The following is a 25,180-nucleotide window of genomic DNA, read 5'->3' as shown; positions in this document are numbered from 1 at the left end:
TCTCCCTTTCATCACTTTACCATCACTTTTCCCCAATTCCACAGGTCATAAACGACGTTTGAAAAAAGTGAAGGGGGCGAAACAAGACATTTGCCCGCCGGCGTTTTCCTTGATATGATGTAGTTAAAATGGTTTGGTACGTAGAAGGAGTGGACGGTTATGAATATTGATTTTAATTTATTTATGAATGATATTGTGAAACAAGCACGAGAAGAGATTAAACAGGCAGGTTATACGGAACTGACAACAGCTGAAGAAGTCGATGAAGCGCTGACGAAAAAAGGAACGACACTTGTCATGGTGAATTCAGTGTGCGGCTGTGCAGGTGGTATTGCTAGACCAGCAGCTGGTTATTCTGTTCATTACGATAAGCGTCCAGATCAATTGCTCACAGTGTTTGCTGGACAGGACAAAGAAGCAACCGCAAGAGCACGTGAATACTTTGAAGGCTTCCCGCCATCTTCACCATCATTTGCTCTATTAAAAGACGGGAAGATCATTAAAATGGTCGAACGTCACGAAATCGAAGGACATGAACCGATGGAAGTGGTGTCAAAACTTCAAGCCGCTTTCGATGAGTATTGCGAAGAAGTGTAACATGTTACTTTTGAATGAATCATTTAGAGGCAGTCCGGTCTTTTGATCGGTCTGTTTTTTTGTTTTACATGACATACGAATCAAAATAATTTTAGCAAAATACTATTGCATATCAAAAAGAAAGTGTTTAAAATACATTATAGTGAATAAATATTCAAATCTACTCATGATTTTAAATACTAGGAGGCATTATCATATGAAAAAGTGGTTATTATTACTTATGACAGCTGGTCTTGCAGCTGCATTAGCAGCATGCGGAACTTCTTCTAATAATTCAAACGCATCAGGAGACGACAAAACACTCATTATGGCGACTTCAGCAGATTATCCGCCATTTGAATCAAAAGACGGTGATAAAATTATCGGTTTTGATGTCGACCTTGCTACAGCTCTAGCGAAAAAGAACGGCTACAAGCTAGAAATTCAAGATATGGACTTTGCAAGCCTCGTGTCAGCTCTTAAAACAAATAAAGCTGATATTGTGCTTGCAGGCATGACACCTACTGAAAAGCGTAAAAAACAAGTTGATTTCTCAGATGTTTACTACAATGCTGAAAACTTGGTTGTATCAAAAAAATCTAGCGGTATAAAAGCAGAGAAAGATTTAAAAGACAAAACGGTTGGCGTTCAATTAGGTTCTATCCAGCAAGATGAAGCAAACGGATTGCAAAAGAAATATAACTTAACGGTTGAAGATCGTAATAAAATCTCTGATATCATTCAAGAAATTAAAGCAGGCCGTTTTGATGCAGCCATTATTGAAGATAAAGTAGCGGCTGGCTACTTGAAAAAGGAAAAAGATTTCCAAGCATTTGGATTGAATAGCTCAAACGAAGGTTCAGCCATTGCATTCAAAAAAAATAGCGACTTAACAGCGAAATTCAATAAATCTTTAAAAGAAATGAAGGATAATGGCGAACTTGATAAACTCATTAAAAAATGGTTTGCTGATGAAAAGTAAGTCAGGAAAAGGATCAGCGTCATTCATGAAAATCAAGTAGAAAGCGCTGAAAAGTTCAACATGTGTTGAACTTTTTTCCTGTTTATTCTTTGATTTTATCTGATGGAAAAAAAGGAGAATATCATGATGGATTTTAAAGATGTCATACCTCAGATGCCCTTTATTTTAGAAGGTCTTAAAGTAACGCTTTCTATTGTTGTGGTATCACTGTTTCTTGGTTTTATTTTAGGAATCTTATTAACGCTCTGTAAAATTAGTGTATTTAAGCCACTTATCTGGCTAGCCGATTTTTATACGTCAATCTTCCGAGGCACACCGCTTGTGCTTCAGCTTTTGATTATTTATTTTGGTCTTCCTCAGCTGCTCGGCTTTCAAATTGATCAATACTGGGCAGCTGTAGCCGCCTTTTCACTAAACTCGGTCGGCGGCGTACGTATCTGAAATCATTCGTGCAGGAATCAATGCCATTGATAAAGGGCAAAAAGAAGCGGCCGTTGCTTTAGGTATCCCGTATGCTAAAATGATGAAGGACTTATTGCTTCCGCAAGCATTCAAAAATATTTCACCAGCACTTGTGAACGAAACGATTACACTGACAAAAGAATCAGCGATTGTCACAGTCATTGGACTGGGCGATGTCATGAGACGAGCCTATCAAGCAGGTGCCGTCACCTATAACTATCTTGAACCGCTTATTTTTGCGGGTCTCATCTATTATGTCATCGTGCTTATTCTTACCTTCGTCGGCAAATCGGTGGAAAGGAAGTTAAAATCAAATGATTAAAATAGAGAAACTCACAAAATCTTTCGGTAAAAATGAAGTGTTGAAAGGGATTGATACCACGATTAAAGAAGGCGAAGTGGTAGCTGTCATCGGGCCGTCTGGTTCAGGAAAATCAACATTTCTTCGCTGTATTAACTTACTTGAAAAACCGACTTCTGGAGTGATTACGATTCAGGGGACGGAAATTACCAATCCAAAAACAAATGCACTAAAAGTGCGCGAGAATATTGGTATGGTATTTCAGCATTTTCATTTATTCCCGCACAAAACAGTGCTAGAAAATATTACGTATGCGCCAATGAATGTAAAGAACCAATCGAAGGAAGACAGCATCAAGCAGGCAGAGGATCTTTTAAAAAAGGTCGGACTTTTAGAGAAAAAAGATGATTATCCGAACCGGCTGTCAGGTGGTCAAAAGCAGCGTGTCGCCATTGCACGTGCCCTTGCGATGACACCAGACATCATGCTTTTTGACGAGCCGACGTCTGCTCTTGATCCAGAAATGGTAAAGGAAGTATTAGAGGTCATGAAAGAGCTCGCTCAATCTGGGATGACGCTGATGATCGTCACACATGAAATGGGCTTTGCAAAAGAAGTGGCAGACCGTGTGATTTTTATGGATGATGGGAAAATTGTAGAGGATGCCAATCCTGTAGAATTCTTTGAATCTCCGTCTTCACAGCGTGCTCAAGATTTCTTACAAAAAATATTATAATGAAAAAAACGAGGAGGAGACTTAACATCTCCTTCTTTTTTTGATTATAATGGGGAAAGTAAAAAAAGTTCATCATTTCACAAAAGTAGACAGAAAAGAGTGAATCACATCATGTTTAAAATCGGCTACCGAACGCTGAAAACAGCATTAGGAACAGCTCTAGCCATTTACATTGCACAAATGCTCGGTCTGCAAAACTATTCAGCTGCCGGCATTATTACGATCCTATGTATTCAGGTGACGAAAAAAAGGTCACTCCTCGCATCTGGGGCCCGCTTTGCCGCATGCAGTCTTGCCATCTTATTTTCTTATTTATTTTTTGATCTGATTGGGTATCATCCTTTCGTCATTGGACTGATGCTGCTCGTCTTTATTCCAACAACGGTCTTGCTTCGGATTAAAGAAGGGATTGTCACAAGTTCAGTGATTATCCTTCATTTGTATATGTCTGGAGGCATTACGCTTCATCTCATCTGGAATGAGCTTTTACTCATCACCATTGGTGTAGGGGTCGCACTCATTATGAACCTGTATATGCCTAGCGTTGATAAAAAGCTGAAACAATACAGTGAACAAATTGAAGCGAATTTTGCGAAAATCTTTGAAGAAATCGAGCAATATTTAATGACCGGAAAACAAGACTGGACAGGAAAAGAAATTCCAGAGACGCATCAATTGATTAAAGAAGCGAAGGCTCTTGCATACCGTGATGTTGAAAATCATGTCTTAAGACATGAAAATCTGTATTATCATTATTTCAACATGAGACAAAAGCAATTTGAAATCATTGAGCGGGTGCTTCCGAAAATTACGTCCATTTCTGTTACAACGGAGCATGGGCAAATCATTGCAGAATATATTAGAGATTTACGAGAACATATTCACCCAGGGAACACGGCGCATAAGTTCTTAAGACGCCTGATTGATATGAAAGAAGAGTTTGATGCACTGCCACTTCCACAAACACGTGAAGAATTTGAAGCTAGAGCCGCACTCTTTCATTTTCTCGGAGAAATGGAACAATATTTGGTGCTGAAAAGTTATTTTAAAGGGATGAAAGAATAAAGACGCATGAGTTCCTCCTTCATTGGTCAATCTAATGAAAAAGGAGGAGCCTATGCGTCTTTTATTTTATACTGTGCTGACCATGTCCCTTTCACCCATCTGGCCGCTCGGGCAAAACCCGCTTCCAGGAGACCCGTATGTCATTATTAATAAACAAACGAACGAGCTTGCGTATATTGATCATGGGAAAATTCAAAAAGTCTACCCGGCTTCTACTGGCAAAACAGCTGATTTAACGCCAGAAGGTGAATTTACAATTATGATCAAAGCGAAAGATCCTTATTACAGAAGAAAAAATATTGAAGGCGGCGCAAAGAATAACCCACTCGGCCGAAGGTGGATTGGATTTGATGCGCGAGGAACCGACGGGAGAACCTATGGCATTCATGGAACAAGTGATGAGACATCGATAGGGAAATTTATTACGGCAGGCTGTGTACGTCTTCATAATCAAGATGTAGAACGGCTATTTGATCAGCTTCCAGTTGGTACAAAGGTATGGATCACGACATCAAGCCATGCATTTGAAAAACTGGCCAAAGACAAACAGGCCATTCGTTAAAAAACGAATCACCTGCTTGTCTGCTTTTTTATCAACACTTTATAAAAATGCTGCCGCTCCTGCTAAAAGTGAAGAAATTAACAGTAAGCTAATCATGAGCAATACCATAAATTTCATGAATTTCTGAGACATATCGCACCCCTATAATCAAATGTTTTTGCGACGAGCGCACCTTTCTTTATTCTAGCTCGTTTTTACGCAGGCGACAAGTGATGTACAAAGGAAGTGAACGGATGAATCAAATCGATCATATAGCCATTGCCGTTTTTTCTATTCAAAAAACAGCACGTACGTTCTCCAGGCTGTTTAACTGGGAATTTTCAGACATAGAAGTACTTCCGAATCAAGGGGTCAAAGTATCTTTTGCTTCCCTAGGTAATCTGCACATTGAATTGATTGAACCGATGTCGGATCACAGCACATTACATACCTTTTTAACAAAAAGAGGAGAGGGGCTTCATCATATTGCATTAAAGTCAGGTGACATTCAGGCTAATCTCAGTCAACTTGACGAGCTCGGCATGCAACTCATTCAAAAGGGCGCACAAAATGGTGCGAACGGAAAGCGCATTGCGTTTATTTCACCAAAAGAAACGTCAGGTGTGCTAATTGAATTGTGTGAGCCTTTGAAAGGAGAGAAACAGGAAGATGCATGAATCGTTCAATGACTTGACTGAATGGCGCGAGAAAGCTTTAAGTGGCGGTGGTGAAAAACGAGTAGCGGCTCACCGAAACAAAGGAAAGCTGACTGTTCGGCAGCGGCTTCATGAACTTCTTGATGAAGGAAGCTTTATGGAAATTCAGTCATTCGCTAAAGGCTGCCGCTCAGAACATTTAGGGGATGGCGTTGTCACTGGGACGGGACTGATTCATGGGAGACAAGTAGGCGTATATGCACAAGATGCGACCGTGTACGGGGGTTCACTAGGGGACATGCATGCGAAAAAGATAGCGGCTTTAATGGATTTGGCTGCTAAAAATCAAATGCCTGTTATCGGTCTAAAAGACTCAGGTGGTGCGAGAATTCAGGAGGGTGTGGTATCATTAGAGGGATACGGTCAGATTTTTAAACGGAATGTGCTGTACTCTGGTCAAATTCCACAAATATCCGTTATTTTAGGCTCCTGTGCGGGAGGTGCAGTTTATTCACCTGCATTGACGGATTTTGTATTCATGACGGAGCAAACAGCTCATATGTTTTTAACTGGACCGAAAGTGATAGAAAAAGCAACAGGAGAGACGGTCTGTCCTGACAAGCTTGGAGGTGCAGCAGTTCAGCATCAAACAAGCGGGAATGTGCACTATACAGGGAAAGATGAGAAAGACGTGTTAAAAGCAGTTCGAACGCTTTTAACGTACATACCAACGAAACGACGGCCTGTCATTCATCGTAAGGTGCAAAAGCATGATGCGAGCGATCTTGGGAACATCTTGCCAAAGGAGCCATCACGTACTTATGATGTCAAACAAGTGGTGACAGCGATCACCGACCACGGCTCATTTTTTGAAACGCAGCGTTGTTTCTCCAAAAATATCGTCACAGGTTTTGCCAGATTACAAGGGTCTTCCATTGGTCTTGTAGCCAATCAGCCTAAGGTGCTGGCAGGAAGCCTTGACCTCGATGCTGCTGATAAAGCGGCTCGGTTTATTCGATTTTGCGATGCATTTCATATTCCCATTTTAACCCTTGTGGACGTTCCTGGTTTTTTGCCAGGTGAGAAAGCTGAGCATGCAGGCATTATCCGCCACGGCGCAAAGCTTCTGTATGCGTACGCTGAGGCGACCGTTCCAAAGATCACTGTGATTTTGCGAAAGGCATTTGGCGGTGCATACGTTGCGATGAATAGTAAGGGCTTAGGTGCTGACTTTGTGTATGCATGGCCAGAGGCAGAAATTGATGTCATGGGAAAATCGTTTGCAGACGAAATTGTTCATCCTGCTTTGCGTGAGGTGGACAATGAACCTAGTGTCATGAAGGCAGCACAATTAGGATTAATCGACGATATTTTAATGCCAGATGAAACGAGAGAGCGGCTCATTCGCTCATTTGACCTGCTTCGCAGTAAGGAAGAAGATAGACCGTTAAAAAAGCATGGAAACATGCCGCTATAAGAGGAGGAACATCATCATGATCAATGAGAAACGCTTATTAGACGAATTTTTAGAACTTGTTCAAATCGATTCAGAAACGAAACATGAAGAAAAAATTGTTGAAGTCCTAAAAGAGAAATTTACTGGTTTAGGGCTTAATGTAGTCGAAGATGATTCAAAAGAGACAACCGGCCATGGAGCAGGCAATCTTATTTGCACACTTGAAGGGAATCAAGAGGCAGATACGATTTATTTTACTTCTCATATGGATACAGTTGTACCAGGTAATGGTGTTAAGCCAGTCATTGAAGACGGCTATGTCAAGACAGATGGCACAACCATTCTTGGTGCTGACGATAAAACAGGGCTTGCTGCAATGTTTGAAGCGATCCGTGTCCTAAAAGAGAAAAATGTACCGCATGGCAAGATTGAATTTGTCATTACAGCTGGTGAAGAATCAGGACTTGTAGGAGCAAAAGCGTTAGATCCGAAACTGATGACAGCAAAATATGGTTATGCCCTTGATTCAGATGGCAAGGTCGGTACCATTATCGTGGCTGCGCCAACACAGGCGAAAGTACGTGCAACCATTTACGGGAAAACAGCTCACGCAGGTGTGGCACCTGAAAAAGGCGTCTCTGCAATTACGATTGCATCAAAAGCGATCGCCAGCATGCCGCTTGGCCGTATTGATGAAGAAACAACGGCGAATATTGGCCGCTTTGAAGGCGGAACACAAACGAATATTGTCTGTGATCAAGTGGATATTTTGGCAGAGGCACGTTCTTTAGAACCGGCAAAAATGGAAGCGCAAGTAGCGAAAATGAAAGAAGCCTTTGAAAAAACCGCTAAAGAAATGGGCGGAAGTGCCGATGTACAAATTGACATCATGTATCCAGGCTTTAAATTCTCACACGGCGATCAAGTCGTTGAAGTGGCGAAAAAAGCGGCTGCGAAAATTGGCCGTCCTTCAGAACTACAGACAAGCGGGGGAGGCAGTGATGCAAACGTCATTGCTGGAAATGGCATCCCGACCGTCAACCTAGCTGTTGGATATGAAGATATTCATACGAAAAATGAGAAAATGCCGATTGAAGAATTAGTCAAGACAGCTGAAATGGTTCTCGCCATTATCGAAGAAACGACAAATCCATCGTAAAGGCAGGAGACTCTGTGAGCACGCAAAAGATCATTATTTTCCAAGTGGGACAAGAGGATTTTGGTATCAGCGTAGAACATATACGCTCAATTGAGAAGGTCCCTTATTTACAAGAAGTATCGAACCTTCCAAAAGAGATTAAAGGACTCATGTCGTTAAGAGGAGAGGTCATTCCAGTCAGTGACACAGGTGTCATGCTGCACGGAAAACCTCTGGATGTAACCGAACAGTCTAAGGTTCTACTATTTGAATTGAACGATCAAATGATTGGCTGCCTTGTTTCTGATGCAAAAGATATCATTGATATCGAGTTAAGTGAGATCAAGCCATTTCATATGAACACAAAAGCATCTGAATATTTCTTCGGCGTCGTTGAGAGAGAGAACAAGATGATTTTACAAGTGGACCCTAATAAGTTTCTAGGAAAAATCGAGGATCTTGATCAATTGCCTGAGCGATTGAAAGAGGAATTGGCATAAACAAAGGCCCCTTATCCATGGATAAGGGGTCATTTTGCGTGCCCGAGCTTATTTGCTCCACTCTACGTTCACGCTGAACAGAAGACAAATAAAGCCCCCTTACCTTGTTCGGGTAAGGGGGCTATAATTTATTCAGCTGCTGGGTTAATTGAATCGTTTGCCGCAGCTTTTGTTTTTGATTTTTGGTACATCACATTTAAAATAATCGTTTGAATGGTGAGTAAAAGTCCACTTGTCATCCAATATAAAGGAAGAGCAGCGGGAGCATTAATTGATAGAAACAGCATCATGACGGGGAAAATCATGCCCATGATTTTTGCTTGTTTCAGTGCAGCTTCTGTTTGGGTGCCTGATTGCTTTGCGAATTTTTGTGTGACATAAAATTGCAAGAAATACATGGCCCCTGCAAAGATCGCCACCAAAAGATCAGTTTGTCCTAAGTTAAACCATAAGAACGAATGCGTTGCAATCTCAGGTGTTGAGCGAATTGCTGAGTAAAAGCCAAGAACAATTGGGATTTGAATCAGCATCGGCAGACAGCCCATTGCCAGCGGGTTCACATTGTTGTCTTTATATACTTTCATCATTTCCATTTGCAGTTCTTTTTGTTTTTCAGGTTCTTTCGTTTTTTTCAATTTGCTTTGTATTTGGTCAATCTGAGGTTTAACGAGTGCCATTTTCTCTTGCATCACTCTCTGCTTTTTAAATTGGTTTGCAAAAAGCGGGAAAATAAGCAGCCGGACAATCAATGTCACGAACATAATAGATAAACCGTAGTCATCATGGAAAAAGTTCGCAAGCCAGATAATCAACTCAGAAAAAGGCTGAACAAAATAATGATGGAAAAACCCATCAGAGCTTGTATTTGTTTGCGCACTGGCAGCAAATGCCGGTGACGCTACCATCATCAAAAATAAAGTCGTACAAATAGTCAATAAACGTTTCAATTCGTTTCCTCCTCAATAATAAAGTCTAATAAGAGAGAGGAAGCGAATGGTCTTCATCATCATTTGATGATCTTTTCATTCGAATGACTTTACTAATCCAAGTTGTAATGCGATCATATATGATAAACAGAAAGTCTGTTCGATTCAAACAAGATGCATCCAACTCTTCGAAACGATGTCCTCCGAGGTGCTCGTTCATTCGGCAGTCTTTTAATAAGAAAGCAATACCGATGGCGGTCAGCGCTGGAAGAATAATCGTAAAGAATTCAACAAGGAAAAAGACTTCATTGAATGTATCAATAATCATGATTATCACATCCATTTCATTACTCACAGTGTACTATACACCATATGAAATGTCTAATGGAACAAACAGGTGAAATTACGGTGAAGTGAAGGAAAGTAGATCACCTAAGGAGGCAAGCAAATGGCTGATTCTCAAAAGAAGGGGCGAATCATTTTTCATATTGATATGAATAGTTTTTATGCATCGGTAGAAATGGCGTATGATCCTTCTTTGAGAGGGAAACCTTTAGCCATTAGCGGAAATGCAAAAGAGCGCAAAGGGATAGTTGTGACCTGCAGCTACGAGGCAAGAGCACTCGGGGTGAAGCCGCCGATGCCACTCTGGGAAGCGAAGCGGCTATGCCCGGGACTGATTGTGCGTACACCCAACTTCGACCGGTACCGCAGCTCCTCACAAGAAATGTTTACCATACTAAGAGAATATAGTGACTTAGTTGAACCCGTTTCAATTGATGAAGGCTATATTGATTTAACCGATACCCCTTATGCTGAGCATGCCGTGAAAACCGCTCATGATATTCAAACGAGGCTCGTAGAAGAGCTCATGCTTCCATCGAGTATTGGCATTGCACCAAATAAATTTCTAGCGAAGATGGCGTCTAATTGGAAAAAGCCAATGGGCATAACCATTTTGCGTAAACGAGATGTCCCGACAATGCTCTGGCCGCTCCCTGCAGGTGACATGCATGGGGTTGGACAGAAAACGGCAGATAAGCTGAAAACCATCGGAATACATACTATTGAAGATTTAGCAAAAGCGAATGAATATGCGCTGAAAGAGTTATTAGGCATCAATGGACCGAGGTTAAAGCAAAAAGCAAACGGAGAGCATGACGGCATTGTCGACCCAGAAAGAATATACGAATTTAAATCTGTCGGCAATTCTTCCACTCTTCCTCACGATTCTGATGATACAGATGAACTCGTCTCATTAATAGAGAAACTGTCGCAATCGGTGAGTGTCAGATTACGAAGAAAAGAAGTGATGGCAAATCGGCTGCTCATTATGATTCGGTATGCAAGCTGGAAAAATATCACACGGAGCGTCACACTCACGAATCCAACTGATCGAAAGGAAGATCTATTTGAGACGGCAAAGCAGCTATTCCTAAAGCATTGGAATGACCAGCCAGTAAGACTTTTAGGTGTGACGGGGACCGATCTTGTGGAACGAAAATCAGCCGTCAAGCAGCTTGATTTATTCTCTTATACAGAAGATGCAAAAGACGAACCGCTCCAATCTCTTTTAGACGGACTGAAAGAAAAATACGGTAAACCACTCATCCAAAGAGGAGTAACCATTAAGGAAAAAGAGAGCAAAACAAGTGGTACAAGTTTTAATAAAGACTTTTTTCAGGACGAAAGAGGAAATGACTAGCCTGAAAACTTGATAAAAGAGGTGATGTTGTGGTAATTTCAAAGGGTACATCATTTCAGCAGTAATCAATATAGTGTGTTAGAAGGGACGTCAGAATTATGTCAAAACAACAAATCGGTGTCGTTGGACTAGCCGTTATGGGGAAAAACCTTGCCCTAAATATTGAAAGCCGCGGTTTCTCCGTGTCCGTTTATAACAGATCTAGCAGCAAAACAGAAGAGTTTCTTCAAGAATCACAAGGGAAAAACGTTGTAGGCACATACAGCATTGAAGAATTTGTTCAATCGCTTGAAACGCCGCGTAAAATTCTTTTAATGGTAAAAGCGGGTGCAGCAACAGATGCAACCATTCAATCATTATTGCCTCACCTAGAGAAAGGTGACATTTTAATTGATGGTGGAAATACATATTACAAGGATACACAAAGACGTAACCAAGAGCTTGCGGAAAGTGGTATTCACTTCATTGGTACAGGTGTTTCTGGCGGTGAAGAAGGCGCACTTAAAGGTCCTTCTATCATGCCTGGCGGTCAAAAAGAAGCGCACGAGCTTGTGAAACCAATTTTAGAAGCCATCTCTGCGAAAGTAGATGGTGAGCCTTGTACAACGTATATCGGTCCAGATGGAGCAGGACATTATGTCAAAATGGTTCATAACGGTATCGAGTACGGAGACATGCAATTGATCTCTGAATCATACTTTATCTTGAAGCATGTGGCAGGATTGTCAGCAGAGGAGCTTCATGAAGTATTCTCAGAGTGGAATAAAGGCGAGCTTGACAGCTATTTAATTGAAATTACAGCTGACATTTTCACAAAAGTGGATGAAGAAACAAATCAGCCGCTTGTGGATGTGATCTTAGATAAAGCTGGACAAAAAGGAACTGGGAAATGGACGAGCCAAAGCTCTCTTGATCTAGGTGTTCCGCTTCCAATCATTACGGAGTCTGTTTTCGCGCGTTACATTTCAGCAATGAAAGATGAGCGTGTTGAAGCAAGTCAATTAATTGAAGGTCCTAAGCCAGCGCAATCAGCAGAGAATAAACAAGAGCTGATCGAAGCGGTTAGAAAAGCCCTATTCATGAGTAAAATCTGCTCATATGCACAAGGTTTTGCGCAAATGAAAGCAGCGTCTGATGAGTATAACTGGGATTTGAAATACGGTGAAATTGCGATGATCTTCCGCGGTGGATGTATCATTCGTGCAGCCTTCCTGCAGCAAATCAAAGAAGCATATGACCGTAACCCTGAATTGAAAAACCTATTGCTTGATCCTTACTTTAAGGATATCGTAGAAAGCTATCAATCATCACTTCGTAAAGTGATTTCACTTGCAGTAGAACAAGGTGTTCCTGTTCCTTCATTCTCAAGTGCACTAGCTTACTTTGATAGCTATCGTACAGCTGTCCTTCCAGCTAACTTAATTCAAGCACAGCGTGACTACTTCGGCGCACATACGTATGAGCGCACAGATAAAGAAGGCGTCTTCCATACTGAATGGATGAAGTAAGTATACAACCTCAAAAGACCTTACCTTTGGTAAGGTCTTTTTTGTGTTTACATCTATTCGGCTAAAAATCCGAAAAAGAGGGATGCTAAGTAAAAAAGAACAGAAAGTAGGGATAGAAGTGGGCATTTTATATGCACTTCTCCCAGCGATATTTTGGGGAAGTATTGTTCTCATTAGTGTCAAACTTGGCGGGAATGCTTATCAGCAAACACTCGGCATTACCCTCGGCGCTTTTTTGTTTTCAATCGGCGCCTATTTGATCAAAATGCCGGAACTGACACCGCTTATTTTTGCGGTTTCCGTAATCTCTGGGATCTTTTGGAGTATTGGGCAAATGAATCAGCTTTCAAGTGTTGCCTTTCTAGGGGTGTCAAAGGCTGTTCCTTTATCAACGGGTATGCAGCTTGTGAGCACGACATTATTTGGTGTCATTGTCTTCAAAGAATGGCAGACCATGACGGTCATACTTATTGGTTCTTGTGCCATTTTATTTATTATTGCTGGTGTTGTCATGACATCACTTGGTCAAAAAAAGAGTGGCGGGAACGAAGGCGGCAATTTTAAAAAGGGAATCATCATTTTGCTCATCTCAACCGTAGGCTACGTCGGATATGTTGTCATTTTAAGATGGTTTCATATAGATGGCTGGTCTGCGCTCGTTCCGCAATCTGTCGGCATGCTGCTTTCATCGTTAGCGATCAGTCTAAAGCAAGACCCATTTAGCAAATATACATTCAGAAATATCATTGCTGGTCTTGTGTGGTCGACAGGAAATCTAGGGCTTCTTTTGGCGATTCCACTCATTGGCGTAGCAGTAAGTTTTTCCATGTCTCAAACAGGAATTGTCATCTCGACTTTAGGTGGTATTTATTTATTAAAAGAGAAAGCATCTAAAACAAGCTTTGTTATTGCAGGCTGCTTGATGATTATCGCAGGTGGTGTGCTACTAGGTTTTACAAAATAGGAGGTTAAACGAATGTATCCAGATTTGGAAGGAAAAACAGTTCTCATCACAGGAGCAGGTACAGGGATAGGTCAGGCGATGGCGCGCCGGTTTGGACAAGAAAAAGCCAATGTAGTGATCAATTATTTCTCCGATAAAGAAAACCCGGACGACACAATTGTTGAGATTCAAAAAAGTGGCGGACAGGCTGTCAAAATTCAAGGGGATGTATCAAAAGAAGAGGATATGAAGGCGATGATTAATCAAGCTGTTGATACATATGGCAGTCTTGATGTCATGATCAATAATGCAGGAATTGAAAATGAAGTTCCTTCAACTGAAATGACGCTAGATAACTGGAACAAAGTGATGTCCACCAATTTAACAGGTATGTTTTTAGGGTGCCGTGATGCATTAAAGTATATGACAGAACACGGGATCGAGGGGTCGATTATTAACATGTCGTCGGTCCATCAGCAAATTCCGTGGCCTCATTTTGTCCATTATGCAGCAAGTAAAGGAGGCGCCAAGCTTTTGACAGAAACGCTGGCACTAGAATATGCCCCTAAAAAAATCCGTGTAAACAGTATTGCACCAGGTGCAATTGATACCCCCATCAATGCCGAAAAATTTAATGATCCAGCATTGAAAAAGGGCGTCATTGAGCTGATACCAATTGGCTATATCGGAAAGCCTGAAGAAGTGGCAGCATGTGCTGTCTGGCTTGCATCAAAAGAAGCGAGCTATGTGACAGGGTTGACGTTATATGTAGACGGCGGTATGACCAAGTACCCGGGATTCCAAGCAGGAAAAGGATAATCGTGCATATGTTGATCACGGGCTGGGCTCAGAGGATAACACAACATCAAATTATGATCTAGTATGTTGTCATGCTAGTGAAAAGCGTGAGCATAAACATTGCACACGCTTTTATCCATTTATTCGCCTTTTTTAAATATGGCTTCTTTGTTCTTCACGATGATGCCTACTTTCGTTTTGACACGAGGAACGCCATCTTTTTGAAGATAATCATATAAAATGGGTTCTATTTCATTGATATCTGTACGAAGTATTTTAGGTGATAACTCCTCGATAAATGGATCGTTTTTAACTGCTAGACAGTTCGCCATTGTATCGAGTGCAATTAAACTGAAAGGTCTTCCTTTGTTTAGCCAAGATTTCATTCTGAGCCATGTTGGAAAGCATGCTGATGCCAACCTGCCCCAACTGTCGTGAAAAGAGGAGCAATGAGACTCCATCCAATCAAGTATGTGATGTGAACGGAAACGATATAGGCTGGAGAGAGCCGTCATTGGCAATTCCTTTTCACTTACACATTTCAATTGATCAAAAATACGTCTCATTCCTTCCTCGGCTGGGAAACTACTGGCTGCTGCCCAAGAAAGCGGATGAAAAAATTCATCGGCATCATTCTCCCAAAGCTCTCTTACCCAATCCGAAGCTGCAGTACCTAAAACATCAGCTGTGATCTCCAGCATTCTTGATTTGACTTCATGATTTTTCGTTCCATAAAATTTAGCTTTTACAGACATCAACATTTTTTGTGTATCGTGTTTTTTCAGGGCATTGATGACATCGTTGTGAAGAAACCATCTTGTGATTGAGAAATCTAATAAAGACTCCAAATCATGTTGAACCGCTTGTAATGTGGGTATTTGCTCTTCTGCTGTGACCAATACATCTTCTTCTGGCTGACAAGCCTCTCCGTTTTCTTCATAAAAATCATCGTGCAATAAAAATTTCTTTGGAGAGTGGATGATCGCTAAGTGATACCATTCAATTGGACGTAAAGAATAGGTTAAGAGCCGCCTGTGACAATCATTGCATAATCGATAAGGCTGAGCTGGTTCATCAGAAATTTTTACAACATCAATCTCGTTTCTTTTACAGGCTTCACACAAATGAGTGACTGCCATGATATCCACTCCTTTTGATTGCAAAGATATGAATAGATTCGAAAAGTAGCAGCAAAAGACGTTTACCTATCCGTCAAATTGAGTGGGAATAGAATCTGTTTCCATCTCTGGGCAGTTACTTCTCATGATTTATGGGTTTTTGAATGAGCTAAGTCATTCGCACTTATTTTAACAAAATTCTCAAAGACTGTCTTCTGAAGAAGAAGCTACTTTATGGTTCATTCGGAGAGTATTTTTTAAAAGAAAAGGGGTCTCGTTCATATCTGGATGAGATCTCTTTCGTTTTGAAAGCTTGTTTTGAGTAATGATACGGTCATTTTTAAAATAAAATACATACATATAAAATTAAATGTCTAGACATTTAAAAATAAAAATATATAATATTAACTGGAAGCGCTTTTATTACAACAATGGGGTGAGAGAAATGAAACGTATTTTATTAGCATGCAGTTCAGGTATGTCTACGAGTTTACTAGTCACAAAGATGAAGGCACATGCTGAGTCTATAGGGGAAGAAGCAGAGATTTGGGCAGTCGGACAAGACCAAGCGAAAAAAGAAATGGCACATGCCGATGTTGTATTAATTGGACCGCAAATGAGCTTTTTAAAAGGGGATCTTCAAAAAGAAGCTCAAAAATATGGGATTGAAGTAGAGGTCATCGATATGCAGGCGTATGGGCTAGCAGATGGACAAAAAGCGTATGAACAAGCGGTTTCATTGATGGGGGAATCTTAAAGGATGGAAAAGAAAACGCTCGAAGGACTCACGGAAGAACAAATCAGTTTTCAATTGATCTTACACAGCGGAAATGCACGAAGCAAATTGCTTCAATCTCTTAAACAATTCAGAGAAGGTCATGAAACAGTAGCATCTGACCTTCTCAAAGAAGCGGAAGATGACTTGCGGAATGCACATGATATTCATTTTCAAATGGTACAGCAAGAGGCAAGCGGAGAAACGATTTCATTCTCCTTGCTGCTCATGCATGCCGAAGATCATTTCATGTCAACGATGACAATAAAAGAGCTTGTGGGAGAGCTCTTACCGATATTGCAATCATTGAAACAATAAAGGGTGTAAACAAGGGGGGAAACCAATGTTTGATAAAATAAGTGCGATTTTGGTTCCGATTGCTGGGAGATTGAACAACAATCGCTATCTAGGGGTATTAAGGGATGCCTTTATGCTTGCGTTCCCATTAACGATTTTTGGTTCCATCATGGTCGTATTAATGAATTTGCCATTTTTAGATAAGATCATGAGTCAAACAGCACTGGAAGGTGTTCAGTCTGCACTGAATATTGCACCTAGTGCGACCATCAGCATTATGAGTGTGTTTGTTGTATTTGGGATTGGCTACTATTTATCGAAAAGCTATGATGTGGAAGCTGTCTTTGGCGGTGTGATCGCTTTAGCCTCTTTTCTGCTCCTTACGCCATTTTTACTAGAACAAGAGGGCGGTGCATCCATTGCAGGCGTCATCCCAGTCGATCGTTTGGGCGCAAAGGGAATGTTCCTTGGAATGATCACAGGCTTTTTGTCTGCTGAAATTTATCGCTATTTTGTCCAAAAGAAATTTGTCATCAATATGCCGCAAGGGGTTCCGCCAGCTGTTTCTAAGTCTTTTGCTGCACTCATCCCGGCTACTTTGACACTCACAACCTTTCTACTGATCAATATCATCATTACACAAGGGTTCAAAACCAACATGCATGACTTGATTTACAATGCGATTCAGGCGCCGCTTGTCGGACTTGGAAGCGGTATCATTCCGACCTTGATCGCTATTTTCTTTATACAAATTCTTTGGTTCTTTGGGCTCCACGGCCAAATTATTATCAACTCTGTCATGGACCCGATTTGGAATACATTGTCCATTCAAAATCTAGAAAGCTACACAAAAACAGGTGAGGTTCCGAACATCATCAGCAAGCAGTTTATCGAAATCTATACAGTGGGTATGGGTGGAACCGGTATGACGCTAGCTGTTGTGTTTACGATTTTAATTTTTCTTAAAAGTAAGCAATTGAAACAAGTAGCAAAGCTCGGCTTAGGACCAGGTTTATTTAACGTCAATGAACCCATTATCTTCGGTTTACCGATTGTGATGAACCCGCTTATTCTCATTCCATGGATTTTGGCGCCAATGGTGATTACTTGTATTTCTTATTTTGCGATGGCCGCAGGTATTGTGCCGCCTCCGACAGGCGTGAATATTCCTTGGACAGTACCGATCTTTATTAGCGGAGTCATGGCAACAAATTCATTAGCGGGCGGTCTGCTTCAGCTGTTTAATTTAATGATTGTGTTTGTCATTTGGTTCCCGTTCCTAAAATTTATTGATCGTATGAATGTGAAAAATGAAAAAATAGTCACGACAGAAAAAACGAAACAAACAAACATCAAAGGTGAAGGAGACTCAATACATGTCGATGGAAACTAACAGTCAATCATATACATTTCCAGAAGGTTTCTGGTGGGGATCTTCTGCCTCTGCTACGCAAACAGAAGGCAGTTATCCAGGAGATGGAAAGGGACCGAACATTTGGGACCACTGGTTTGAAAAAGAGCCGAATCGTTTTTTTCAGGGCGTCGGTCCAGGTGTAACCTCGCAATTTTATCGTAAATACAAAGAGGATATCCGCCTCATGAAGGAGATTGGGCACAACTCGTTTCGTCTATCTATTTCATGGTCACGCCTTTTACCTGAGGGAAAAGGGGCCGTTAATGAAGAAGCTGTGGCTTTTTACAATGATGTGATCAATGAACTGATAGCGAGTGACATTGAACCGTTTGTGAACTTGTATCATTTTGATATGCCAATGGCGCTTCAGGAGACGGGAGGATGGGTAAACAGGCAGGTCGTAGACGATTATGTCAGCTATGCGACATTGTGTTTTCAGCTATTTGGCGACCGGGTGAAAAAATGGTTTACCCATAATGAGCCGATTGTTCCTGTAGAGGGTGGATATATGTATAGCTTCCATTATCCAAACGAAGTTGATTTCCAAAAGGCAGTGCAAGTTGGATTTCATGAGATTTTATCAAATGCTAAGGCCATTGCGGCTTATAAAGAGATGAAGCAGGATGGGAAAATAGGCATTATCCTCAACCTTACTCCTTCGTATCCGCGAAGCCAGAATCCGCGGGATGTCGAAGCAGCTGAGATGGCTGACGCCTTCTTTAACCGGTCCTTCCTAGATCCAGCAGTGAAAGGACATTTCCCTGAAAAGCTAGTGGACGTGTTAAAGAAAGAAGGATTGATGCCGGCTATGGAGGAAGGAGACCTTGAACTCATTCAAGAGAACACGATCGACCTTCTCGGCATCAACTATTATCAGCCAAGAAGAGTGAAAGCAAAGGAACATATGCCTCACCCTGATGCACCATTTATGCCAGATCATTATTTCGATTCTTTTGAAATGCCGGGCAGAAAAATGAATGTGTACCGCGGCTGGGAAATCTATGAAAAGGGTATTTACGATATATTGAAAAAAGTCCAGACAGACTATGGGAATATTGAATGCTTTATTTCTGAAAATGGAATGGGTGTTGAAGGAGAAGAGCGGTTTCAAGATGAAGAAGGAATGATTCATGACGATTATCGCATTGATTTTATTTCTGAGCATCTTAAATGGGTGCATCAAGCCATTCAAGAAGGAAGTCATGTAAAAGGCTATCATCTGTGGACGTTTATGGATAATTGGTCATGGTCGAATGCCTATAAAAATCGCTATGGATTTGTCTCAGTGGACCTTGAGAAAGACGGGAAACGTACCATCAAAAAAAGTGGCTACTGGTTTCAATCGGTTTCAGAGAATAATGGTTTCTAATCAAGATACTTGCTCTTTCCTTGAAAAGGGCAAGTATTTTTCTTATGTAAAGATGAAAGGGTTGAAATGAAAGTGGCTCTAACCTTTTAAGCGCACTAGGCTTAGTGTAGAATGAGAGGAAGGCTAGAAAGCGCTATAATAGGATATGAAAAAACAAGTCAGTTGGTGGTGTGAGATGACAAAGTACGAACTCATTTCAGAAGAAATTAGAAAAAGAATAGGGACAGCATATTATCCAGAAGATCAACCCATTCCAGATGAAAACTCGCTTGCCGCTGAATTTAAATGCAGCAGAATGACGATGAAGCGTGCGCTCGATCTTTTAGTGGCGGAAGGTCTGCTCTTTAGAAAAAGAGGTCATGGCACATTTATTGTGAAGGCAGCGCTAAATCAAGGTGCGATCAACGTATCAGGTCATGAAAATAAAGGGTTCACGAAAGTGATGGCAGATAAAAACGTGACGAGCCAAATCATTCGCTTTGATGTGCATTTTCCAAGTGAAGAGGTGGCAGCTCATTTATCCATTGACTCAAGCACACCCGTCTATGACATTATTCGGCTCCGTTTGGTAGAAGAAGAGCCATATGTATTAGAAAAAACCTTTATGCCTGTCAATGTCATTAAGGGAATAGATGAAGAGGTTTTATTGGGTTCCATCTATAGCTACATTACAAACACACTGCAATTAAAAGTAGCAGGAGCGCACAAAAAAATTAGAGCGGCTAAATCAGATCAGCTTGATCAGCAATATTTAGGCTGTGACCCTACGGATCCGGTGCTGGAAGTGGAGCAGGTGGCTTATTTAAACACAGGCCGGCCGTTTGAATACTCCTTTAGCCATCATCGCTATGATAAATTTGATTTTTCAACGGTTGAAATTACGAAAACACGACTTTAAAAAAAGAGCAGAACCCCCTCAATCGGGAGACTGCTCTTTTTTGTTATTTTATATATTCCACCAGTGATATCCATCTTTTTCAAGAAGCTGATCTGCTTCTTTTGGTCCCATAGAACCAGCAGGATAATTTGGTTTTAACGTTTTGGTTTCAGCCCATTTTTCTGAAATTGGATCAACAAAGTTCCAAGACAGTGCCACTTCATCCCAGTGGGCAAAGTTTGTTGCGTCACCTAGCAAACAGTCATGAATTAGCTTTTCATACGCTTCTGGTGTATTCATGATGTCGTTGTAATTTGTTTGATAGTCAAGCTTAATTGGTTTAGCATACGTTCCGCCATCAAGCTTGCGAGCATTCAGGTGAAGGGTGATGCCTTCGTCTGGCTGAATGTGAATCACAAGTAAGTTTGGATGCATGGAATTCCCGTTTCCGTAGTACAGGTTCATCGGAATGTCTTTAAATTGCACCACGATTTGAGTGGATTTCTTTTCTAGACGTTTTCCTGTACGAATGTAAAATGGTACCCCGGCCCATCTAAAGTTATCGATGAGAAGTTTTCCTGCAACGAATGTTTCTGTGTTGGAGTTTGGGTCCACATTTTGCTCTTCAAGATAGGAAGGAACCATATTGCCATCAATCGTTCCTGCATCATATTGTCCGCGGACAAAGAATTGATCCACTTCATCTTTCGAGAATGGACGAAGCGCACGCAATGCTTTCCGTTTTTCGCTACGGATTTCCTCTGTATTGAGCTTAATCGGTGGCTCCATGGCTAAAAGTGCAACCATTTGAAGCATATGGTTTTGTACCATATCTCTCAGTGCACCAGAACTCTCGTAATATCTCGCACGGTCTTCGACACCTAATGATTCACTCGATGTGATTTGAATGTTTGAAATATAGCGGTTTGTCCAAAGCGGTTCAAAGATCGCATTCGCAAAACGAATCACCTCAATGTTTTGCACCATCTGTTTACCGAGGTAGTGGTCAATACGATAAATTTGATCCTCTGTAAATGCATCTCGGATCTCTTCATTTAATGTTTTGGCACTAGGCAGGTCATGACCAAACGGCTTTTCAATGACAAGTCGAGACCATCCAGTCGTTTCTGATACGCCTTCGCTTTTTAAAAACTTCGCAATGGTTCCGAAGAATTCTGGTGCCATCGCTAAATAGAACATCCGGTTATTCGGGATACTGTATGTATCTTCAAGACCAGAAAGAAGTGTGTTCAGTGCTTGATAGGAAGCGGGACTTGAAACATCAAAATCATGGTAATAGAAATGAGAAATAAATTCCTCTGCTTTTGCTTCTGCATCATCAGAAGAGACTGATTCTTTTACCACAGCTCTTAGGTCTTCATGAGACCAAGGACGACGTCCAACACCTACAACGGCGAATTGATCTCCAAGCTTTCCGCTATGATAAAGTCTATGTATAGAAGGGTAGAGCTTGCGTTTTGCAAGGTCTCCTGTTGCGCCAAAAATGACAATGACTGCTTTTGGATAGTTAGTTTCTGTATTCACGAAAAGTACCTCACTTTATTCGTAGCATTGTTGTAAAAACCGAGAATGTATGTACATTTTCTTTATTTTAAAGGTTCATTGTTCGTAAAGCAAACATTTGATTCGACTTTTTCTGCCCAAGTTTGACTTTTTTCAAAAATTCCGCTGAATTCACATTTATCCTGTCTTCATGTATTCTATATGAATGAAGAGATTGTATACCGGCTGTAGGAGGAAATCGTAATGGAACTGCTCTTTTTAGGAACAGGTGCAGGCATTCCTGCAAAAACAAGAAACGTCACTTGCACTGCGCTGAAGCTTTTAGAAGAGAGAAAAGCCGTGTGGCTTTTTGATTGCGGAGAAGCGACGCAGCATCAAATATTACATACAACAATTAAACCAAGAAAAATTGAGAAGATCTTTATCACGCATATGCATGGTGATCATGTATATGGTCTCCCGGGTCTGCTTGGCAGCAGGTCCTTTCAAGGCGGAGAGAATGAATTGACGATATATGGTCCAAGCGGCATTAAAGCTTTTGTAAATGCGGCACTTTCAGTGACACAAACGCATTTGACTTATCCGCTGCATATCATAGAAATAGAGGAAGGGATCGTTTTTGAAGATGAGACCTTTCAAGTAGAAGCAAGACGAGTGTCTCATGGGATCCCAGCTTACGGTTATCGGGTCGTGGAAAAAGATGTACCTGGTGCACTAAAAGCCGAAGACCTAAAAAAAATCGGTGTAAAACCTGGACCTTTGTATCAGAAGTTGAAAAATGGGGAAACCGTTACACTCGAAGATGGAAGAATGATTGATGGAACCGATTATTTGGAACCCCCTAAAAAAGGGAGAATCGTTGCATTTTCAGGAGATACCCGTTTGTGCGAGAATATAACAAGGCTTGCCAAGAATGCGGATGTGTTAGTCCATGAAGCAACATTTGGGAAAGAAGATGCAGAACTAGCCTATAATTATTATCACAGTACGACAGAACAGGCAGCAAAAACAGCGCAGGAAGCAGGCGCAAAAAGACTGATTTTGACCCATATTAGTGCACGATACCAAGGGGAAGAGTCACTGAAACAATTACTCAAAGAAGCCCGCGATATATTCCCGCTGACTGAAGCTGCACATGATTTCTCTTCTTTTCCTATTGACCGTACCCTGTAAAAATTGGATGAATCGTCAAAAATAGTTGTGTGATTTTTTTGATATTTATGATGACGCTCTTTTTCAGGTAGTGGTAAAATGGTGAAGAAAAAACAAATGACGAATTACATTATGAAGAATACGGGAGGCACAATCAAAGATGAGCGGTTTTACAGCGTTAAGTGAAGCAGAATTAAATGACCTATATGCAGCACGACAAAAAGAGTATGAAACGTACAAAAGTAAAAACTTACACTTAGACATGTCTAGAGGGAAACCTTCACCAAAACAGCTCGATTTATCTATGGGCATGCTCGATGTCGTGACATCAAAGGATGCAATGACAGCTGAGGATGGTACAGATGTGCGAAACTATGGCGGCTTGACAGGCCTTCCTGAAACAAAGAAATTTTTTGCAAGTGTGCTCAACCTGAAGCCAGAACAAATCATCATTGGCGGTAATTCTAGTCTGAATATGATGCACGACGCGATTGCACGTGCTATGACTCACGGCGTATATGGCAGCAAAACACCTTGGGGAGAGCTTCCAAAGGTAAAATTCCTTGCACCAAGCCCAGGGTATGATCGTCATTTTGCCATTTGTGAGCATTTTAACATAGAGATGATTACGGTAGATATGAAGTCGGATGGACCTGACATGGATCAGGTAGAAAAATTGGTTGCAGAAGATGAAGCCATCAAAGGGATTTGGTGTGTACCAAAATATAGCAACCCTGACGGCATTACGTATTCAGATGAGGTTGTCGACCGTCTTGCTTCCATGCAGACAAAAGCAGACGACTTCCGTATTTTTTGGGATGATGCCTATGCAGTCCACCATCTAACAGATACGCCTGATACGTTAAAAGATATTTTTCAAGCAGTAGACAAAGCAGGACATGCAAACCGTGTGTTTATGTTCGCCTCTACTTCTAAAATTACGTTCCCAGGCTCGGGTGTTGCACTGATGGCATCTAGTCAGGACAACGTCAGCTTTATTCAAAAACAGCTATCAGTTCAAACCATTGGGCCAGATAAAATCAATCAATTAAGACACCTTCGTTTCTTCAAGAATCCAGAAGGATTGAAGGAACATATGAAAAAGCATGCAGCGATTATTAAGCCGAAATTTGACCTCGTTCTTTCGATCCTTGATGAAAAGCTTGGTGGAACAGGCATCGCTGAGTGGCACAAACCAAATGGCGGATATTTTATTAGCTTAAATACACTCGATCATTGTGCAAAAGCTGTTGTGCAAAAAGCGAAAGAAGCCGGTGTGACACTAACAGGTGCAGGGGCGACATATCCTTATGGTAACGACCCGCTTGATCGTAACATCCGTATTGCGCCAACGTTCCCAACGCTTGAAGAACTAGAGCAGGCGATTGACATCTTTACGTTATGCGTTCAGCTTGTCAGCATTGAAAAGCTGCTGTCTGAGAAAAGTCAATCAGCACCAACGGTATAACGAAAAAACTCCTTGACTGATGTCCGGTCAAGGAGTTTTTGTTTTTAGTTAGCTGTTTGATAATAAGTGGCAGGCTGTTTTGCTGCACACCATACATCATAAATCGCAAGCTGCACAATATGTGGTTCATCGTGATGAATATAGTGCGAGCTGTTCTGCGCCTGAATCCATCCGCTTTGGGATGACAATGTGAGCATTCGTTTATGGAGCCTCAGCCAAGCTTCATGTGCTGGATGAAACAAGCGGCTTTTGCCTGATGAAATGACAAGAAGGGGCATCATTCCATAATGCGTTTGCTCCTCTTTGATCGTACGCAGCATTTGCTCAAAGTCCTCATGTGTACATTCTGCTGTGAACTGAGCCATATATGAAGTGCGTTCTTCCTTTGATAAGAGCGGCAGAATGACCTGCTCTTGATCCTCACTTGCTGGGTCTAGAAGGACCATACCGATAACATCTTCTTTTCTGCGGCTTGCCCATAAGCGGCTGACAAGAGAGCCAAATGAGTGCGCCACAATGAGAAATGGCGGCTGAATATTGGCTTGATGTAAGAGTGTATCTAAATCATCCGCAAGATCATGCAAAGTTCTTCCTTCTTTGCTTTCGCTGCTTTTTCCATTGTCTAAACGGTCATAAAAGAAAACACCAAGCTCTGGGTCAATATCACGAGCGATATTCGCCCACGTATCGCCTGAAATTCCATATCCTGCTTCAAAAATAATGGTGGCTTGCTTTTTTCCTTGACGATGCCTTGTATAAAAGTGATGTCCATCTATATGATAAGTTCTTTCAATCAATGCCGAGTTCATTCTTCCATCTCCTCTAAGTGGTTCTTTAGCTAAAAGACGGCACAAAAGGCAAAGATGTTTCTCTTAAAAACAAAAAAGATGCCT

The 25,180-nt window shown here is 41.3% G+C and carries 26 protein-coding genes and 1 pseudogene; 21 read left to right on the top strand and 6 right to left on the bottom strand.

Features of this window, described 5'->3' with window-relative positions:
• Nucleotides 1-159 precede the first annotated feature (159 nt).
• The 6 genes and pseudogenes from LCD32_RS10590 to LCD32_RS10565 all read left to right on the top strand — a co-directional run bounded on the left by LCD32_RS10590 (nt 160) and on the right by LCD32_RS10565 (nt 4,684).
• On the top strand, nt 160-597 hold the full coding sequence (locus LCD32_RS10590; protein WP_007501138.1) for a BrxA/BrxB family bacilliredoxin: 438 nt from the start codon (nt 160-162) through the stop codon (nt 595-597).
• Nucleotides 598-793: 196 nt separating this feature from the next.
• Nucleotides 794-1,558 (top strand): transporter substrate-binding domain-containing protein, encoded by a 765-nt coding sequence (locus tag LCD32_RS10585; protein ID WP_041506979.1) that lies wholly within the window; start codon nt 794-796, stop codon nt 1,556-1,558.
• Between the two features lie 126 nt (nt 1,559-1,684).
• Nucleotides 1,685-2,342, top strand: a pseudogene (locus LCD32_RS10580) (amino acid ABC transporter permease).
• The gene (locus LCD32_RS10575) at nt 2,335-3,057 is read left to right on the top strand and encodes an amino acid ABC transporter ATP-binding protein (RefSeq protein WP_008342240.1); all 723 of its coding nucleotides are present in this window, start codon (nt 2,335-2,337) and stop codon (nt 3,055-3,057) included. The pseudogene LCD32_RS10580 and the gene LCD32_RS10575 overlap by 8 nt, the downstream one beginning before the upstream one ends.
• A gap of 111 nt (nt 3,058-3,168) precedes the next feature.
• Nucleotides 3,169-4,122 (top strand): aromatic acid exporter family protein, encoded by a 954-nt coding sequence (locus LCD32_RS10570; RefSeq protein WP_007501130.1) that lies wholly within the window; start codon nt 3,169-3,171, stop codon nt 4,120-4,122.
• A gap of 52 nt (nt 4,123-4,174) precedes the next feature.
• Nucleotides 4,175-4,684, top strand: a complete 510-nt coding sequence (locus tag LCD32_RS10565; RefSeq protein WP_048001400.1) for a L,D-transpeptidase — start codon at nt 4,175-4,177, stop codon at nt 4,682-4,684.
• A gap of 39 nt (nt 4,685-4,723) precedes the next feature.
• Here the strand turns inward: LCD32_RS10565 and prli42 are convergent, their stop codons facing one another.
• Entirely contained in the window at nt 4,724-4,816 is a 93-nt protein-coding gene (prli42, locus tag LCD32_RS10560) for a stressosome-associated protein Prli42 (protein ID WP_017357951.1), read from the bottom strand.
• Nucleotides 4,817-4,917: 101 nt separating this feature from the next.
• Here prli42 and mce point away from each other — a divergent pair, with 101 nt between their 5' ends.
• Genes mce through LCD32_RS10540 form a run of 4 tightly spaced genes read left to right on the top strand, consistent with a single transcriptional unit; the run spans nt 4,918 to nt 8,413 of the window.
• Entirely contained in the window at nt 4,918-5,340 is a 423-nt protein-coding gene (gene mce, locus LCD32_RS10555) for a methylmalonyl-CoA epimerase (RefSeq protein ID WP_048001401.1), read from the top strand.
• Nucleotides 5,333-6,796, top strand: a complete 1,464-nt coding sequence (locus LCD32_RS10550; protein ID WP_224563747.1) for an acyl-CoA carboxylase subunit beta — start codon at nt 5,333-5,335, stop codon at nt 6,794-6,796. The genes mce and LCD32_RS10550 overlap by 8 nt, the downstream gene beginning before the upstream one ends.
• Nucleotides 6,797-6,812: 16 nt before the next feature.
• The gene (locus LCD32_RS10545) at nt 6,813-7,934 is read left to right on the top strand and encodes a tripeptidase T (RefSeq protein ID WP_035390776.1); all 1,122 of its coding nucleotides are present in this window, start codon (nt 6,813-6,815) and stop codon (nt 7,932-7,934) included.
• A 14-nt stretch (nt 7,935-7,948) separates the two neighbouring features.
• Nucleotides 7,949-8,413, top strand: coding sequence for a chemotaxis protein CheW (locus LCD32_RS10540; protein ID WP_008342245.1), 465 nt, complete (start codon nt 7,949-7,951; stop codon nt 8,411-8,413).
• A 128-nt stretch (nt 8,414-8,541) separates the two neighbouring features.
• Here the strand turns inward: LCD32_RS10540 and LCD32_RS10535 are convergent, their stop codons facing one another.
• Together LCD32_RS10535 and LCD32_RS10530 are read right to left on the bottom strand one after the other, a co-directional pair.
• A complete protein-coding gene (locus tag LCD32_RS10535) occupies nt 8,542-9,360 on the bottom strand; it encodes a membrane protein insertase YidC (protein ID WP_007501121.1) in 819 nt (272 codons plus the stop codon).
• Between the two features lie 25 nt (nt 9,361-9,385).
• A complete protein-coding gene (locus tag LCD32_RS10530) occupies nt 9,386-9,667 on the bottom strand; it encodes a hypothetical protein (RefSeq protein ID WP_060781181.1) in 282 nt (93 codons plus the stop codon).
• A gap of 120 nt (nt 9,668-9,787) precedes the next feature.
• Between LCD32_RS10530 and LCD32_RS10525 the strand changes: the two genes are divergently transcribed.
• The 4 genes from LCD32_RS10525 (at nt 9,788) to LCD32_RS10510 (ending at nt 14,314) form a co-directional block, all read left to right on the top strand.
• Nucleotides 9,788-11,044: a DNA polymerase IV gene (locus LCD32_RS10525; RefSeq protein ID WP_224563744.1), complete on the top strand. Its 1,257-nt coding sequence runs from the start codon at nt 9,788-9,790 to the stop codon at nt 11,042-11,044.
• Nucleotides 11,045-11,142: 98 nt separating this feature from the next.
• A complete protein-coding gene (gene gndA, locus LCD32_RS10520) occupies nt 11,143-12,552 on the top strand; it encodes an NADP-dependent phosphogluconate dehydrogenase (RefSeq protein ID WP_017357947.1) in 1,410 nt (469 codons plus the stop codon).
• Nucleotides 12,553-12,670: 118 nt separating this feature from the next.
• Nucleotides 12,671-13,516 carry a GRP family sugar transporter gene (locus LCD32_RS10515; protein ID WP_024718904.1) on the top strand — a complete coding sequence of 282 codons (846 nt, stop codon included), beginning with the start codon at nt 12,671-12,673 and terminating at the stop codon, nt 13,514-13,516.
• Nucleotides 13,517-13,528: 12 nt separating this feature from the next.
• Nucleotides 13,529-14,314 (top strand): SDR family oxidoreductase, encoded by a 786-nt coding sequence (locus LCD32_RS10510; RefSeq protein ID WP_060781179.1) that lies wholly within the window; start codon nt 13,529-13,531, stop codon nt 14,312-14,314.
• Between the two features lie 119 nt (nt 14,315-14,433).
• Here LCD32_RS10510 and LCD32_RS10505 read toward each other — a convergent pair whose 3' ends face one another.
• The gene (locus LCD32_RS10505) at nt 14,434-15,432 is read right to left on the bottom strand and encodes a hypothetical protein (RefSeq protein WP_060781178.1); all 999 of its coding nucleotides are present in this window, start codon (nt 15,430-15,432) and stop codon (nt 14,434-14,436) included.
• A 424-nt stretch (nt 15,433-15,856) separates the two neighbouring features.
• Between LCD32_RS10505 and LCD32_RS10500 the strand changes: the two genes are divergently transcribed.
• The 5 genes from LCD32_RS10500 (at nt 15,857) to LCD32_RS10480 (ending at nt 20,164) form a co-directional block, all read left to right on the top strand.
• Nucleotides 15,857-16,168, top strand: a complete 312-nt coding sequence (locus tag LCD32_RS10500) for a PTS sugar transporter subunit IIB (RefSeq protein WP_017367558.1) — start codon at nt 15,857-15,859, stop codon at nt 16,166-16,168.
• 3 nt (nt 16,169-16,171) lie between these two features.
• Nucleotides 16,172-16,504, top strand: a complete 333-nt coding sequence (locus tag LCD32_RS10495) for a PTS lactose/cellobiose transporter subunit IIA (protein ID WP_017357943.1) — start codon at nt 16,172-16,174, stop codon at nt 16,502-16,504.
• A gap of 25 nt (nt 16,505-16,529) precedes the next feature.
• Nucleotides 16,530-17,876: a PTS cellobiose transporter subunit IIC gene (celB, locus tag LCD32_RS10490; protein WP_007501108.1), complete on the top strand. Its 1,347-nt coding sequence runs from the start codon at nt 16,530-16,532 to the stop codon at nt 17,874-17,876.
• Nucleotides 17,860-19,266: a glycoside hydrolase family 1 protein gene (locus LCD32_RS10485; protein WP_035390766.1), complete on the top strand. Its 1,407-nt coding sequence runs from the start codon at nt 17,860-17,862 to the stop codon at nt 19,264-19,266. The genes celB and LCD32_RS10485 overlap by 17 nt, the downstream gene beginning before the upstream one ends.
• 175 nt (nt 19,267-19,441) lie before the next feature.
• Nucleotides 19,442-20,164, top strand: coding sequence for a GntR family transcriptional regulator (locus LCD32_RS10480; protein ID WP_008342268.1), 723 nt, complete (start codon nt 19,442-19,444; stop codon nt 20,162-20,164).
• A gap of 48 nt (nt 20,165-20,212) precedes the next feature.
• Here the strand turns inward: LCD32_RS10480 and zwf are convergent, their stop codons facing one another.
• On the bottom strand, nt 20,213-21,688 hold the full coding sequence (gene zwf / locus LCD32_RS10475) for a glucose-6-phosphate dehydrogenase (RefSeq protein ID WP_008342269.1): 1,476 nt from the start codon (nt 21,686-21,688) through the stop codon (nt 20,213-20,215).
• A gap of 222 nt (nt 21,689-21,910) precedes the next feature.
• Here zwf and rnz point away from each other — a divergent pair, with 222 nt between their 5' ends.
• Nucleotides 21,911-22,840, top strand: coding sequence for a ribonuclease Z (gene rnz / locus LCD32_RS10470; RefSeq protein ID WP_060781176.1), 930 nt, complete (start codon nt 21,911-21,913; stop codon nt 22,838-22,840).
• A gap of 139 nt (nt 22,841-22,979) precedes the next feature.
• Nucleotides 22,980-24,287, top strand: coding sequence for an aminotransferase class I/II-fold pyridoxal phosphate-dependent enzyme (locus tag LCD32_RS10465; RefSeq protein ID WP_008342274.1), 1,308 nt, complete (start codon nt 22,980-22,982; stop codon nt 24,285-24,287).
• Nucleotides 24,288-24,331: 44 nt separating this feature from the next.
• On the opposite strand, the gene LCD32_RS10460 is transcribed toward LCD32_RS10465, so the two are convergent.
• Nucleotides 24,332-25,096: an alpha/beta fold hydrolase gene (locus LCD32_RS10460; protein WP_224563740.1), complete on the bottom strand. Its 765-nt coding sequence runs from the start codon at nt 25,094-25,096 to the stop codon at nt 24,332-24,334.
• Nucleotides 25,097-25,180 lie beyond the last annotated feature (84 nt).

The sequence above is a fragment of the Bacillus sp. RSS_NA_20 genome, from assembly GCF_020165915.1.
GTDB classification, from domain to species: domain Bacteria; phylum Bacillota; class Bacilli; order Bacillales; family Bacillaceae; genus Bacillus; species Bacillus altitudinis.
Note: the sequence above shows the minus strand (reverse complement) of the source record. Positions and strands in the feature narration are given on the sequence as shown.

Coding starts and splice junctions, on each gene's coding strand:
- LCD32_RS10545 (WP_035390776.1), top strand. CDS start 6,813: ATGATCAATGAGAAACGCTTATTAGACGAATTTTTAGAACTTGTTCAA.
- prli42 (WP_017357951.1), bottom strand. CDS start 4,816: ATGTCTCAGAAATTCATGAAATTTATGGTATTGCTCATGATTAGCTTA.
- LCD32_RS10480 (WP_008342268.1), top strand. CDS start 19,442: ATGACAAAGTACGAACTCATTTCAGAAGAAATTAGAAAAAGAATAGGG.
- LCD32_RS10585 (WP_041506979.1), top strand. CDS start 794: ATGAAAAAGTGGTTATTATTACTTATGACAGCTGGTCTTGCAGCTGCA.
- LCD32_RS10530 (WP_060781181.1), bottom strand. CDS start 9,667: ATGATTATTGATACATTCAATGAAGTCTTTTTCCTTGTTGAATTCTTT.
- celB (WP_007501108.1), top strand. CDS start 16,530: ATGTTTGATAAAATAAGTGCGATTTTGGTTCCGATTGCTGGGAGATTG.
- LCD32_RS10465 (WP_008342274.1), top strand. CDS start 22,980: ATGAGCGGTTTTACAGCGTTAAGTGAAGCAGAATTAAATGACCTATAT.
- LCD32_RS10570 (WP_007501130.1), top strand. CDS start 3,169: ATGTTTAAAATCGGCTACCGAACGCTGAAAACAGCATTAGGAACAGCT.
- LCD32_RS10510 (WP_060781179.1), top strand. CDS start 13,529: ATGTATCCAGATTTGGAAGGAAAAACAGTTCTCATCACAGGAGCAGGT.
- LCD32_RS10495 (WP_017357943.1), top strand. CDS start 16,172: ATGGAAAAGAAAACGCTCGAAGGACTCACGGAAGAACAAATCAGTTTT.
- LCD32_RS10500 (WP_017367558.1), top strand. CDS start 15,857: ATGAAACGTATTTTATTAGCATGCAGTTCAGGTATGTCTACGAGTTTA.
- LCD32_RS10460 (WP_224563740.1), bottom strand. CDS start 25,096: ATGAACTCGGCATTGATTGAAAGAACTTATCATATAGATGGACATCAC.
- LCD32_RS10575 (WP_008342240.1), top strand. CDS start 2,335: ATGATTAAAATAGAGAAACTCACAAAATCTTTCGGTAAAAATGAAGTG.
- LCD32_RS10550 (WP_224563747.1), top strand. CDS start 5,333: ATGCATGAATCGTTCAATGACTTGACTGAATGGCGCGAGAAAGCTTTA.
- LCD32_RS10505 (WP_060781178.1), bottom strand. CDS start 15,432: ATGGCAGTCACTCATTTGTGTGAAGCCTGTAAAAGAAACGAGATTGAT.
- LCD32_RS10565 (WP_048001400.1), top strand. CDS start 4,175: ATGCGTCTTTTATTTTATACTGTGCTGACCATGTCCCTTTCACCCATC.
- LCD32_RS10485 (WP_035390766.1), top strand. CDS start 17,860: ATGTCGATGGAAACTAACAGTCAATCATATACATTTCCAGAAGGTTTC.
- mce (WP_048001401.1), top strand. CDS start 4,918: ATGAATCAAATCGATCATATAGCCATTGCCGTTTTTTCTATTCAAAAA.
- rnz (WP_060781176.1), top strand. CDS start 21,911: ATGGAACTGCTCTTTTTAGGAACAGGTGCAGGCATTCCTGCAAAAACA.
- LCD32_RS10590 (WP_007501138.1), top strand. CDS start 160: ATGAATATTGATTTTAATTTATTTATGAATGATATTGTGAAACAAGCA.
- gndA (WP_017357947.1), top strand. CDS start 11,143: ATGTCAAAACAACAAATCGGTGTCGTTGGACTAGCCGTTATGGGGAAA.
- LCD32_RS10525 (WP_224563744.1), top strand. CDS start 9,788: ATGGCTGATTCTCAAAAGAAGGGGCGAATCATTTTTCATATTGATATG.